The 12,896-nt window shown below is 71.7% G+C and carries 13 protein-coding genes; 8 read left to right on the forward strand and 5 right to left on the reverse strand.

Going from position 1 to position 12,896, the window contains the following annotated elements; all coding sequences use genetic code 11:
- Positions 1-291: 291 nt before the first annotated feature.
- The 3 genes from BN6_RS36110 to BN6_RS48265 are packed head-to-tail and all read right to left on the reverse strand — an operon-like array spanning position 292 to position 3,709.
- Positions 292-2,121 carry an FAD/NAD(P)-binding protein gene (locus tag BN6_RS36110; RefSeq protein WP_041315326.1) on the reverse strand — a complete coding sequence of 610 codons (1,830 nt, stop codon included), beginning with the start codon at positions 2,119-2,121 and terminating at the stop codon, positions 292-294.
- Entirely contained in the window at positions 2,118-2,879 is a 762-nt protein-coding gene (locus BN6_RS48260; RefSeq protein ID WP_015104811.1) for an amino acid ABC transporter ATP-binding protein, read from the reverse strand. Before BN6_RS48260 ends, BN6_RS36110 begins: the two co-directional genes overlap by 4 nt.
- The gene (locus tag BN6_RS48265) at positions 2,876-3,709 is read right to left on the reverse strand and encodes an amino acid ABC transporter permease (protein WP_015104812.1); all 834 of its coding nucleotides are present in this window, start codon (positions 3,707-3,709) and stop codon (positions 2,876-2,878) included. The genes BN6_RS48260 and BN6_RS48265 overlap by 4 nt, the downstream gene beginning before the upstream one ends.
- Before the next feature lie 408 nt (positions 3,710-4,117).
- Here BN6_RS48265 and BN6_RS36125 point away from each other — a divergent pair, with 408 nt between their 5' ends.
- From BN6_RS36125 to BN6_RS36145, 5 genes are all read left to right on the forward strand, one after another.
- A complete protein-coding gene (locus BN6_RS36125; protein ID WP_041315332.1) occupies positions 4,118-5,260 on the forward strand; it encodes an LLM class flavin-dependent oxidoreductase in 1,143 nt (380 codons plus the stop codon).
- Positions 5,257-5,742, forward strand: coding sequence for a GNAT family N-acetyltransferase (locus tag BN6_RS36130; RefSeq protein WP_015104814.1), 486 nt, complete (start codon positions 5,257-5,259; stop codon positions 5,740-5,742). Before BN6_RS36125 ends, BN6_RS36130 begins: the two co-directional genes overlap by 4 nt.
- Complete coding sequence (locus BN6_RS36135; RefSeq protein WP_015104815.1) at positions 5,743-6,660, forward strand: transporter substrate-binding domain-containing protein; 918 nt, start codon at positions 5,743-5,745, stop codon at positions 6,658-6,660.
- 212 nt (positions 6,661-6,872) lie between these two features.
- Positions 6,873-9,002 (forward strand): putative bifunctional diguanylate cyclase/phosphodiesterase, encoded by a 2,130-nt coding sequence (locus BN6_RS36140; RefSeq protein ID WP_158509478.1) that lies wholly within the window; start codon positions 6,873-6,875, stop codon positions 9,000-9,002.
- 45 nt (positions 9,003-9,047) lie between these two features.
- Positions 9,048-9,941, forward strand: coding sequence for a S1C family serine protease (locus BN6_RS36145; RefSeq protein WP_015104817.1), 894 nt, complete (start codon positions 9,048-9,050; stop codon positions 9,939-9,941).
- Between the two features lie 70 nt (positions 9,942-10,011).
- Here the strand turns inward: BN6_RS36145 and BN6_RS36150 are convergent, their stop codons facing one another.
- The gene (locus tag BN6_RS36150) at positions 10,012-10,224 is read right to left on the reverse strand and encodes a hypothetical protein (RefSeq protein ID WP_015104818.1); all 213 of its coding nucleotides are present in this window, start codon (positions 10,222-10,224) and stop codon (positions 10,012-10,014) included.
- Positions 10,225-10,335: 111 nt separating this feature from the next.
- Between BN6_RS36150 and BN6_RS36155 the strand changes: the two genes are divergently transcribed.
- The 3 genes from BN6_RS36155 (at position 10,336) to BN6_RS43080 (ending at position 11,601) form a co-directional block, all read left to right on the forward strand.
- Positions 10,336-11,187 carry a Scr1 family TA system antitoxin-like transcriptional regulator gene (locus BN6_RS36155; protein ID WP_015104819.1) on the forward strand — a complete coding sequence of 284 codons (852 nt, stop codon included), beginning with the start codon at positions 10,336-10,338 and terminating at the stop codon, positions 11,185-11,187.
- The gene (locus BN6_RS50090) at positions 11,184-11,357 is read left to right on the forward strand and encodes a DUF397 domain-containing protein (RefSeq protein ID WP_015104820.1); all 174 of its coding nucleotides are present in this window, start codon (positions 11,184-11,186) and stop codon (positions 11,355-11,357) included. Before BN6_RS36155 ends, BN6_RS50090 begins: the two co-directional genes overlap by 4 nt.
- Before the next feature lie 70 nt (positions 11,358-11,427).
- Complete coding sequence (locus BN6_RS43080; protein WP_015104821.1) at positions 11,428-11,601, forward strand: DUF397 domain-containing protein; 174 nt, start codon at positions 11,428-11,430, stop codon at positions 11,599-11,601.
- Positions 11,602-11,660: 59 nt separating this feature from the next.
- Here the strand turns inward: BN6_RS43080 and BN6_RS36160 are convergent, their stop codons facing one another.
- Complete coding sequence (locus BN6_RS36160; RefSeq protein WP_015104822.1) at positions 11,661-12,893, reverse strand: SAM-dependent methyltransferase; 1,233 nt, start codon at positions 12,891-12,893, stop codon at positions 11,661-11,663.
- Positions 12,894-12,896 lie beyond the last annotated feature (3 nt).

A 12,896-nucleotide genomic window follows, 5' to 3' on the forward strand; every position in this document is an offset into this window, starting at 1 on the left:
CACGCCACTCATCCGCCTCCGTCGCGAGCACCTCAGGCGAAACTGCGCCGGCGCGGTGCGCCGACGAGGCGGAGGGCTGGTTGAGCCACCCGTGGGCGAACCGGACTGCCCGTGTGGGGATGTGCTGCACGAGCGCCGGCCGGTATCCGCTTTCGGACGCGGATGAGCCGACCGTGTGATGGGCCGGCCGTCGATGGACGTGCGCCGCAGCCTGGGAGAGCATTGATCCTCCGCTTCAGCTGGGCGGTAGAAGCGGATCTCCGGGCGGAGCCCCGCTCACGGGGTCAGCCGTCACGCCACGGACTCGTCCACCTCCGTCGCCGCCAGGAAGCGCAGCAGGGAGCGGGCCACCTCGTCGTTCTGGCGGAACGCCGGGGCGTTCGTCCGGGGTCGTGCGAACGCCGCGTAAGCCTTGTTCGACGTGTACGGCCCCACCGCGAACCGTCGTGGGTGGGGTGCGCCCGAGGCGTCCAGCAGGCGGCTGTCGTCCGCGCTGACCCCGACCAGCCCGCGCACGTCCGACACCTCCCCCGCCGCCGCCAACGAGCGCAGCAACGGGTCCGCGGTGTGCTCCAGCGTGTGCACCGGCAGGCGTGCCTCGATCAACCCGCGCGCCCGCACCACGTGTCCGGGGACGCTGGCGCTGCCGGCCAGGAAGAGGCCGTCCGCCTCCTCGACCCACATGTCCGCGCCCAGGAACGACACCACGCCGGCCCGTGCCAGCGCGAGCAGCTCCTCCAGCCGGTCCGGTGGCGGGCCGCTGGCCAGGTAGCTGAAGAACCCGTGCCACCACCCGTCCTCGCCGACCAGCCGCCCGGACGCCGCGAGCACCGCCAGCTGCCCGTACACCCCCAGCAGGGCCAGGAAAGCGCCCAGGTCGGCGCTGTGCTCACTGGACGAGCGCCGCTCGACGTCCGCCCTCACGTACCCCAGCAGGAACTCCTGGAACGCCTCGGGCGTCGCGAACGTCAGCCCGTCGATGGGCCGGTCGAGCCGCTCGAAGTCCAGCACGTCGGCGTCCCGGGGCACGGCGGACCGCTCCAGCTCGCGCATCTCCGCGCTGTACCAGTCCAGTTCGGCGAACCGCGCCGAGAACTCCGCCCACGGCGACGAGACCCGCGACGGGTGTCCGGTGAACAGCTCCCGGTAGTACCCGTGCGCGATCTCCTTGGCCATCAACGGCCACGCGTCCCGCCGGAAGTCGATCTCGCCGCCACCGGCCAGCAGCTCGGCCGCCACGAAGAACACCGGCGCGCCGGGGGGCTCGCCCCGCAACCGGTACCCGGTCTTGGAGTGGTAGGGCACGCCGCGCCGGGAACCGACGTGCAGCCGGGGTTCCCGGCCGGACGGCAGGTAGCGCAGCCCGTCGCCGTCCGGCGCGAACCGGCCGCCCCGACCTTCCGCCAGCAGCACCGCGAGGTCCACGAACGCCAGGCCCAGGCCGCGCACCACGACGTCCGCCCCGGCCGGCACCGACGACAGGTCCGCGTCGGCGGTGTAGTCCGGCGGCAGGTAGGTCAGCCCGTGCTCGGCCGCGTAGTCGGCCGTCTTCAGGTGTTCCGGCGCCGGCTCGGTGTCCAGGTGCCCCAACGAGAGCACGACCACGTCGGCCACCAGCGGTTCGGACCGGCCGGCCAGCCACACCCGCTGCCGCACCTGCGCCGAGCCGGTCAGCCGGACCGCCTTCGCCGGGTGGACGTGCACCGAGCTGCCGGCGGGCAGCGCGGCGACCGCCTTGCGGTGGAACCACTTCAGGTACGCGCTCTGCACCCGCCTGCTCGGGAACGAGGTGGGCGCCATCGCCGCCAGCTCCGCGCGCACCGCCGGGTCCAGGTCCACTGTGGACGGATCGGCGGCCCACTCGGCGAGCGAGGGACCCGGCCGCACCGGACCTTCGCACACCACCGACTCGTCGGTGAACATCGTGACGTCCTCGGCCATCGAGTTCATCCGCAGCAGCGGTGACTGCTCGTGCCGCCACACCCGCCCGGACCCGGCCGCGAACGGGTCGACCAGGTGCACCTCCACCGGCCCGCCGTGCAGGTCCGGCGCGTTCGCGGCGATCCGCTCCAGCAGGCCGGACGCCCGGGGCCCGGCACCCACCAGGACCACGACGCTCATCGCACCCGGGCCAGGAACTCGCGGGTGCGGGCGTGCCCCGGGTTGTCGAGGACCTCCTCTGGCGGCCCGGACTCGACCACCAGCCCGTCGTCGAGGAACACCACGGTGTCGGCGGCGGAGCGGGCGAACCCGATCTCGTGGGTGACCACGACCATCGTCATCCCGTCCGCGGCGAGGTCGCGCATCACCTCCAGCACCTCTCCGACCAGTTCGGGGTCCAGCGCCGAGGTGGGCTCGTCGAACAGCATGACGGCGGGCCGCATGGCCAGCGCCCGCGCGATCGCCACCCGCTGCTGCTGCCCGCCGGACAACTGGCGCGGGTAGGCGTCCTCGCGGCCGGCCAGGCCGACCCGGGCGATCAGCGCCCGCGCCGACTCCTCCGCCGCCGCGCGCGACAGGCCCAGCACACCGATCGGGGCCTCCACGACGTTCTGCAGCACCGTCAGGTGGCCGAAGAGGTGGAAACCCTGGAACACCATGCCGATCGACGCCCGCTGCGCGGCGACGGCGCGTTCCTTCAGCTCGTACAGCTTCCCCCGGTGCCGCCGGTACCCGACCAGCACGCCGTCCACCTCGATCTCGCCCCGGTCGGGCTTCTCCAGGTGGTTGAGGCAGCGCAGCAGCGTGCTCTTGCCGGACCCGGACGGCCCGATCACGCACGTCACCGAGCCGCGCGCGACCGACAGGTCCACGCCGCGCAGCACGGGCGTGCCGCCGAAGCTCTTGTGCAGGTCGGTGACCTGGACGGCGACCGTCACGACTGCCTCCCCGCGCCCCGCGCGTAGAACCGCTCGACGTAGTGCTGGCCGACGCCGAGCAGGCTGGTGACGACGACGTACCAGACGGTGGCGACCAGCAGCAGCGGGATGATCAGGTAGTTGCGGTTGTAGATGAGCTGGACCGAGTACAGGAGGTCCTGCACGGCCAGCACGCTCACGATCGAGGTCCCCTTCAGGGTGCCGATGAGCATGTTCCCGGCGGCCGGGATGATCGCCCGCATCGCCTGCGGCAGCACGATCCGGCGCAGCACCCGGCCGCGCCGCATGCCCAGCGCCAGCGCCGCTTCGACCTGCCCGGCGTCGACCGACAGGATGCCGCCGCGGACCACCTCGGCGGCGTACGCGGCCTCGTGCAGCACCAGCCCGATGATGACCGCGGTGACCGGGCCGATGATCGGCGTGGCACCGGAGAGCACCGGGTAGAGCGCGCCGATGTTGAACCAGAACAGCAGCTGCACCAGCAGCGGCACGGACCGGAACAGCCAGACGTAGCCCCAGCTCACGCCGACCAGCACCGGGTTGCCGGACAGCCGCATCACGGCCAGCACGCCGCCGATCACGAACCCCAGCACGACGGTGAGCGCGGTGACCCACAACGTCAGCCCCAGCCCGCGCAGGACGGCCTCGGTGGTGAAGTACTGGGCGACCACGCCCCACTGGAACTGCTCGTTGGTCACCACCGACCAGAGGACCACCACCAGCGCCGACAGGACCAGCGCCGCCGACGCCCAGCGCCACGGCCGGCGCAGCGGCACTATCTCGGCGACTTTCCTGGCCTGTGGCGGCGACACGACGGTCGAAGCGCTCACGACGTCTCCAGAGCACGAGGGAACACGGGACGGTGCCGCGTCCCTCAACGCCGCGTCGCGATCGTAGGCTCGCCGCGGCGCGGCAAGTCAAGGGATTCCGGCATTTGGACGGTGGTCGAACCGTCGTTGACGCCCACGCCCGGCGCTGCTGGACTGGGGTCGTGGATTCCGTGCTGCTGGTCATCCGTGGCCACATCGACTTCGGTCGGGTGTGGTCCGCTTCCTGTTCGGGCTGACCGGCCCGCCGACCCCGCGCGTCTCCCTCAACGCCGCCGGCGCGTCGGCGCTCTCCCCGCCCGCACGCGGGCTTTCCCTCTGCACGACTCGCATTCCGAACAGCTCGGCCCGCAGAGCATCTTGTCGGGCAAGCACTTCCGGACGAGCACCACCACGTGGAAGGTACTTGACGTGCCTGTTGAGTTTCTGGGGATCGGCGGCACCAACGACGGGTCGGAGACGCACGCCCGCAGCGGCGCGTCGTTCGACAAGGAGTACACGCTGCGGCTGGCCCGCGCGCACGAGGAGCACGGCTGGGACCGGGTGCTGTTCGCCTACGGTTCCGGCTCGCCCGAGCCCGCGCAGGCCGCCGCCTACATCGCGACGAAGCTGGACAAGCTCCAGATCCTGTTGGCGCACCGGCCGAACGTCTCCTACCCGACGTTCGCCGCGAAGACCTTCGCCACGCTGGACCAGATCAGCGACGGCCGGCTGACCGTGCACTTCATCACCGGCGGCACCGACCACGAGCAGCAGCGCGAGGGCGACTACCTGACCAAGGACCAGCGCTACTCCCGCACCCGCGAGTACATCGGGATCGTCAAGAAGGCGTGGACGTCGCGCGAGCCGTTCGACCACGAGGGCGAGCACTACCGGTTCGCCGACTTCGTCAGCGACGTCTTCCCGGCACAGCAACCACGCCCGGACGTGTCGTTCGGCGGTTCGTCGCCGGCCGCGTACGAGGCCGGTGGCGCGGAGGCGGACATCTTCTGCCTGTGGGGCGAACCGCTGGCCGACACCGCCGCCCAGATCGAGTCGGTCAAGCAGGCGGCGAAGGACGCCGGGCGCTCCGACGTGCCGCGCATCCAGGTGGCGTTCCGGCCGATCCTCGGCGCGACCGAAGAACTGGCCTGGGCGAAGGCCCACCGCACGGTCGACGCGATCAAGCAGCGCACGACGGGCGGGAAGTCGTTGACCCGCAGGCACTCCCTGACCAGCCCGGAGAACACCGGTTCGCAGCGGCTGCTGGAGATCGCCGAGCGCGGCGAGCGCTTCGACCGCGCGCTGTGGACGCCCACGGCGGCCGCGACCGGCGGGGCGGGCAACTCCAACGCCCTGGTCGGCACGCCGGAGACGGTCGCGCAGGCGTTGCTGGACTACTACGACCTCGGTGTGGACATCCTGTCGGCACGCGGCTACGACATGGTGGACGACACCATCGACTTCGGCCGGTACGTGATCCCGATCGTCCGCGAGGAGGTCGCCAAGCGCGACCGGGAACGCGCCACCCGGGTCGTGGAGCCCCGGCGGGAATCCCTCGCGGTGGACGGATGAGCGTCGACACCGTCGAGGCCCGCCGGGTGCGCTGGGAGGACCCGGAAACCCTGCCGCTGAAGCAGGAGCTGACCGCGGAGTACGTGGCCCGCTACGGCGAGGGCGCGCGCGAGGAGATGACCCGGTACGACCCGGCGCTGTTCGCCCCGCCCGACGGCGTGCTCCTGCTGCTGGTCGAGGACGGCGCGGCCGTCGCGGGCGGCGCGTTCATGCGGTACGACGAGCGCACCGCCGAGTTCAAGCGGATCTGGACGCACTCCGGCCACCGCCGGCGCGGTCTGGGCCGCCGGGTGGTCGCCGAACTGGAACGGGTCGCGGCGGAGTTCGGCTACCGCCGGGTCTTCCTGACCACCGGGCCCCGCCAGCCCGAGGCCAAGGGCCTCTACCTGGCCACCGGCTACACGGCCCTGTTCGACGTGGACGCGGACCCGCTCGACGTCGGCCACCTGCCCTTCGAGAAGCACCTGCCCGAGGACGACTAGATGCGCACCAGACACCTGTTGATGCTGCTGAGCCTGCTCGCCCTGGTGGTGGGCGGGTGCTCGACGGCCGGCGCGACGAACCCGACCGGCGCGGGCGTCCAGCCCACCGCGGACGTGCTGTCCGGGCTGGCCGAGGACGAGGCGATCGCGGCACTGCTGCCCGCGGACGTCCGCGCGGCCGGCGTGGTCAAGTTCGGGTCGTCGGTCGGCGGGCAGCCGCCGTCGTCCTACTACGCGGAGGACAACAAGACGGTCCTCGGCCAGGACGTCGACCTCGCGGAGGCGGTCGGCCGGCTGCTCGGCGTGCGGATCGACCGCGAGGTGGCCGCGTTCGAGGTGATCCTGCCCGCGCTGGGCAGCGGCAAGTACCAGGTCGGCACCGGCAACTTCGGCGTCACCGAGGCGCGGAAGAAGACCATCGACTTCGTCACCTACATCAACGACGGCCAGGGCTTCGCCGTGCGCGCCGACGACACCCGGCTGACCAAGGTGGAAAACCTGCTGCAACTGTGCGGCCTGAAGGTCGGAACGGGCGCGGGCACCACGTTCGAGGCGACTCTGGAGAAGGAGAAGCACATCTGCCCGGACGCCGGGAAACCCGCCTACGAGGTGCTCGGCTTCGCCGAGAACGCGGCGGTTTACCTGGGGTTGCAGCAGCGGCACATCGACGTCGTGATGAGCACCATCAACGGTTTGCGGCACGCCGCCGCCAACCAGCCGAACCTCAAGTTCCTCAACGAGTTCAAGCGACTGGACGTCGGATTCGCGTTCCAGAAGGGTTCACCGCTCGCGCCGGCATTCCGGGCAGCGGTGGACAAGCTCATCCAAGACGGCACCTACCTGCGGATTCTGGAGAAGTGGGGCACCAAGGACTCGGCCATCCCGGAGTCCTTGATCAGCCCGCCGGAACACGCGTAGCGGGGGTCGGTGCCGGGCGGACCGGGGCACTTCGCCAGTCCCGGTCCGCCCATCCCCCGGCGGCCCCACCCGGTGGCAGACCGATCATCTTGCGCCGGTTCGGCGGAACACCAGTAAGCTCAGCGGCGACCAGCGGACCGTCAATGCATCCATTCGAGTGACAGCGGATGATGAATGCGCACGTCGGAATGGCCCTGTAGAGCTGAATGAAGATGGTCGACCACGCAGACACCGCGGCAGGCGGTGAACTCGGGGCGTTCGCGCTCGCCCGCGACGAGTTCGCCCGGCGCTGGGCGTCCGCCCTCGGCGAGACCGCCCGGTCCGCCGGGCCCCGGCTGGTCGACCTGCTCGCCGAGCACTCCGGGCGGCTGCACGCGGCCGTCCGCCACGACCCGTACCCGGCGGCGTCCGTGCAGCAGGTCGGCCGCTCGCTGGCCGAGTTCGACCTCGACTCGGCCACCACGCTGGAGCGCTCGCTGGCGTTCCTCGGCGAGCACCTGCTGGCCCACTTCGGCCTGCCCGCCGAGCGCACCGGCCGGCTGATGACCGTGATCGGCGGCATCGCCGCCGGCTACAGCGACGCCCTGCGCGCGCACACGCTGGACCAGCAGGAGCCGACCAGGTCGGCGTCGGTGCGCACGCTGCGCAAGGCCGAGGCGGCCCTGCGGGTCAGCGAGGCCAAGCTCCACGCCGTGTTCCGCACCAACGCCGTGGCGATAGCGCTGACCGGCATGGACAGCGAGATCCTGGACTTCAACGACGCCCTGCTGGCGATGCTCGACTACACCGCCGACGAGCTGACCGAGCGGACCGCCCGCGAGCTGGTGCACCCCGACGACCGCGCGGCGGTGACCGGGATCACCGGCGCGCTGGCGGCCGGCACGCACGAGAACGTGCGGGCCGAGCTGCGCCTGGTGCGCAGCGACGGCGAGACCGTCCCGGTGTTCATCGCGGTCTCGCTGGTGCGCGACGACGCGGGCGCGCCCGCCTACCACGTGACCATGATCGAGAGCTTGGACGAGGTGCGCGCGCTGCAGTCCCAGCTGGTCCGGCAGAGCCTCAACGACGTGCAGACCGGCCTGGCCAACCGGGCCCAGTTCCTGGGCTGGCTGGAGGGCGCGGTCGGCGCCAAGGGGCCGGACTCGGTGGCGCTCGCGGTGTTCGACGTCGACGGGTTCCGGGTGGTCAACGACGCCTTCGGGCACGAGGTGGGCAACCGGGTGCTGACCGCCGTGGCCGGGCACCTGCGCGAGGTGTTCGACGGGGTCGGGCAGGTGGCCCGGATCGGGCCGGACGAGTTCGGCGTGCTGCTGCGCGACCCGGCGGACACGCCGACGGTCATCGCGCTGGTCGAGGAGGCCGTGGACCGGCTCGCCGAACCGGTGTGGGTGGGGGAGAACGGGATCGGCGTGACGGCCAGCGTCGGCATCGTGGCGCGCCCGGCGCGCGGCGCGGACGCCGCCGACCTGCTGCGCTGCGCGGACGTGACGCTGCGGTGGGCGAAGGACGACGGCAAGGCGCAGTGGGCGCTCTACGACCCGGACCGCGACCGCCGCACCCGCTCGCAGCTGGTGCTCGCGGCGTCCATCTCGGGCGGGCTGGAGCAGGGCGACTTCCGGGTCGACTACGAGCCCGTCTACGCCCTGGCCGACCGGTCGCTGATCGCCGTCGAGGCCAGGCTCGGCTGGGACCACCCCGAGCACGGGCTGCTCGACCCGCACGCGCTGGCGACGCTGTCGGCGTGCACCGGGATGGCGGTGCGGCTGGGCCGGTGGGCGATGGAGCAGGCGTGCCGGCAGGCGGGTGCCTGGTTCGCCGAGTTCGGCCCGGCCGCGCCGGTGCTGACCATGGACCTGACGGCGCGGCAGTGCCAGGAGCCGGAGCTGGTCGCCGAGGTGCGGCGGGTCCTGCGCGAGAGCGACCTGCCCGCGGCCCTGCTGCGGTTCGAGCTGGGCGAGCGGCTGCCCGCGCTGATCACCGAGGACCAGGCGGAGGAGCTGGGCATCCTCGCCGAGCACGGGGTCCGGTTCGTGCTGGACCAGCTCGGCGGCGGCAACGTCCCGCCGGACCGGCTGCGACGCATCCCGCTGCACGGCGTGAAGTTCCAGGGCTCGCCGGTCCACGGGTTGGCGGAGGGCGCGAACCCGGCCGACGAGAGCGCCGCGGTGGCGTTGCTGGGCTGGGCGCGCACGCTGGACGTCCCGCTGTACGCGGCGGGCGTCGGCACGCCGTTCGAGGCGCGGCGGCTGCGCGAGCTGGGGGTGACCGGCGCGCAGGGGCCGCTGTTCGGCGCGTCGCCGCTCACCGCCGACGAGGTCCGCGGGCTTCTTGGCAAGTCCTAGGCGGACGCTCAGGTTGTTCCTAGCCTGCACGGCTTTGCTGGACGCATGACACCGGACTTCCCCGCGATGAGCGGCTCCCTGCACCAGGCCCCGCACAGCGTCGGCCCCCTCGGTCCTCTCGGTCACCGGCCGCAGCCGGCAGCGCCCGCGCCCAAGCCGTTCTGGCGGCGGACCGGCACGGTGGTGACGTCGGCGGCGCTGATCGCCGCGCTGTTCGGCGGCGTCACCGGCGGCGTGGTGGGCGCGATGAACGCGCCGGACCCGACGGTCGGCACGGCCGGCGCGTCAGTGGCGTTGCAGACGTCTAACCAGTCCACTGTGGACGTCAGCGCGATCGCGGCGAAGGTGCTGCCCAGCGTGGTCCAGGTGAACGTGGCGACGGCGCAGGGGCAGGGCATCGGCTCGGGCGTCGTGCTGTCGGCCGACGGGCGGATCCTGACCAACAACCACGTGGTGTCGGGCGCGCAGCAGGTGTCGGTGACGTTGGACGACGGCCGGACGGTCGACGCGAAGGTCCTCGGGACCGACCCGACCAGCGACCTGGCGGTCGTGCAGGCGCAGGGCGTGAGCGGGTTGACGCCGGCCGCGTTCGCGGACTCGGACGGCGTGAAGATCGGCGACCAGGTCGTGGCGATCGGATCGCCGGAGGGCTTGCAGGGCACGGTCACGTCGGGGATCGTCAGCGCACTGGACCGGAAGGTCACCGTGCCGGGCGAGACGCGGCGCTCGACACCGGTGAACTACCAGGCGATCCAGACCGACGCGTCGATCAACCCGGGCAACTCGGGCGGACCGCTGATCAACGCGGCGGGTCAGGTGGTCGGCATCAACTCGGCGATCTACTCGCCCGCGTCGGACAGCGGGTCGGCGGGCAGCGTCGGCATCGGCTTCGCGATCCCGGCCAACCAGGCCAAGCAGATCGCCGACCAGCTGACGTGATGGGTGCGGACCTCACGGGCCACTGCCGAACACCGGGATTTTCCCGGTCCCGGCCAGTGGCCCGAAGTGTTCAAGGGGTGGGTGGCTGACTGAGGGCTTCGGTGAACTGGGCGACGCACGCGGCGGCCACGTCCCGGGTCATGGTGAGGTCGAACGTGCCCGGGTCGCCGTCGAACACGACGTAGAGCTCCCGGTCGTCGAGGTCGGTGCGGGTCCGGACGGTGGTGCCCTCGGCGATGACCACCGAGGCCAGGACCGAGACTGCGGGCGTTTCGACTGCCATGACACGACCTCCACTAGGCTGTACGGAGCAATTGTCGAACGTGAGAGAGGTTAAGGGCTCACGTGAGAGTTGCGCAGCTACTCAGTCGGGTGATTCCACCGGGAGGTCGTTGTGGGCCAGGCCGTGCAGACCATGCCGCGACGGTTGCTCGGCAGCGAGCTGCGGCGGCTGCGCCAAGCGGCGGGCAAGACGCTGGACGACGCGGCCGGCTCGATCGGCAAGGACCGCAGCCAGTTGATCAAGGTCGAGGACGGCCGCGCCACCCTCACCGCAGCCACCCTGGGCCAACTGCTCACCCACTACGGCGCGAGCACGCAGGACCGCAAGAGGATCCTCGCCATGGGCGTGGAAGCCCGTAAACGCCAACCGAAGCGCGCCTACGTCGACCTGCTACCCGGCGCCAACAGCCGAATCGCCGATCTGGAAGCCGCTGCGAACGTCATCTCGTACTACGACCGAGGGGTCATTCCCGGCCTGCTCCAGATCCCGGAGTACACCGAGGCCCAGATGGTCGCCGGCGACGGGGTGTGGTGGGAGACCTCGTACCAGGAGCGGGCCAACCGCGTGGCGTTCCGGCTCGAACGCCAGAAGCTTCCAGAGGACAAGCCGCTCCTGTTCATCTTCACCGATGACGCCCTGCTCACCCGGTACGGCGGCGACCAGGTCATGCGGCGGCAGATCGAACACCTGCTCCGAGCGGCTGCGCGCCCCCACACCACGTTGCTGCTGCTGGATTCGCGCCACCCGGCCAACCCGTGCCCGACCGGCGCACTGGTCCTGCTCGAGTTCGCCGCGCGCACCCCGAGGGTCGGCCTGCTCACCGCGGCCTACGGTCCGTCCACCTATCTGGACGAGCCGGCCGACACCGAGGCGATCGCACGGTGCTTTCGGCGGCTTCAAGAACTGGCCTTCAGTGCGGAAGAATCGCGTTCGCGACTCGAAGCGGCGCTGGAGGCGACATGATCGACACAGGCTGGTTCAAGAGCAGCTACAGCTCGCCCGGCAACGACAACTGCGTGGAAGTCCGGCTGACCGGGCACGGGGCGGGCGTACGGGACTCCAAAGACCCTCACCGGCACACCCTCCGCCTGCGCCCCGCCGCCTGGGTCCGGTTCCGCACGTCCCTCACCTAGACCGACCGGACCGTCGAGCCATGCGGCGAACCAGGTCGCGTTCGCGACTCGAAGCGGCACTGGAGGCGATGTGACGGACACTGGCTGGGTCAAGAGCAGCTACAGCACCGCGGGCAACGACAACTGCGTCGAAGTGCGGCTCACCGGGAGCGGGGCCGGTGTCCGGGACTCGAAAAATCCCGCCGGTCACGTCCTCCGCCTGCGCCCCGCCGCCTGGGTCCGGTTCCGCACGTCCCTCACCTAGACCGATAGCGCGCTGTGGGTGCGGCGGCGGGCCCGGAGGCCGGCCGCCGCACGTGACCCTCAGTTCCAGTCGGGGCGCAGCGGCATGCCGGACGACGTGCCGTCCAGCTTCACCCCCAGCACCTGGTGCAGCTGGATGTTGTTCCGCTCGAACCCCAGCCTCGACGCCGCCAGGTACAGCCGCCACACCCGCGCGCGGGCCGCGCCGACCTCGGCCACCGCCTCGTCCCAGTGCTCGTCCAGGTTGCGCCCCCACGCGGCCAGCGTCAGCGCGTAGTGCTCCCGGATGTTCTCCTCGTGCCGCACCTCGAACCCGGTGTCGTGCATCAACGACACGAGGTGACCGGGCCCGACCAGCTCGCCGTCCGGGAACACGTACCGGTTGATGAACCCGCCGGTGCGCGCCCGCTGCCGGTTGTCCGGCCGGGTGATGCAGTGGTTGAGCATCCGGCCGCCGGGCCGCAGCTTCCGGTACAGGGAGCGGAAGTAGGCGGGCAGCTTGGCCTTGCCGATGTGCTCGGTGAGGCCGATCGAGCTGACCGCGTCGAAACCGTTCTCCCGGACGTCGCGGTAGTCCAGGTACCGGACCTCGGCCAGCTCCGACAGGCCCGCGTCGACGATCGCCTTCTGCGCCCACTCCGCCTGGTTGCGCGACAGCGTGACACCCAGCGCCTTCACGCCGTACTCGCGCGCGGCGTGCATCACCATCCCGCCCCACCCGCAGCCGACGTCGAGCAGCCGCATCCCGGGCTCCAGCCCCAGTTTGCGGGCCACCAGGTCGTGCTTGGCGAACTGCGCCTGCTCCAGGGTGGACGTCGCGGTCGGGTACACCGCGCAGGTGTAGGCCATCGACGGCCCCAGAACCCACTCGTAGAAAGCATTGGACACGTCGTAGTGGTGCGCGATGGCCTCGCGGTCCCGTGCCTTGGAGTGCCGCAGGCCGTGCAGCCTGCGCTCCTGCGGTGGGATCTCCACCCTCGCGTTGAGCCGCTGCCTGCCCAGCTGGCCCAGCAGCTCGATCCGTTGCAGCCACGGCACTTCGCGCAGCGACAGCGCGGACAGGTGCACCAGCGCGCCGTACACGTCCCCGATGATCTCCAGATTGCCGGTCACGTACGCCCGCGCCAAACCCAGCTCACCCGGCGCGGACGCCAGATAGGACAGCGCTTCCGGCGATCTCACCTCGATGCGCACGTCCGCGTCGGCCGAACCCGCCCGGCTGCCGTCGTATGCGCTGAACCCCACGGACGCGTCGCCGCCGACCGCCCGCTGGAACACCTCGGCCAACCGCATGGA

The organism is Saccharothrix espanaensis DSM 44229 (assembly GCF_000328705.1).
Lineage (GTDB): Bacteria > Actinomycetota > Actinomycetes > Mycobacteriales > Pseudonocardiaceae > Actinosynnema > Actinosynnema espanaense.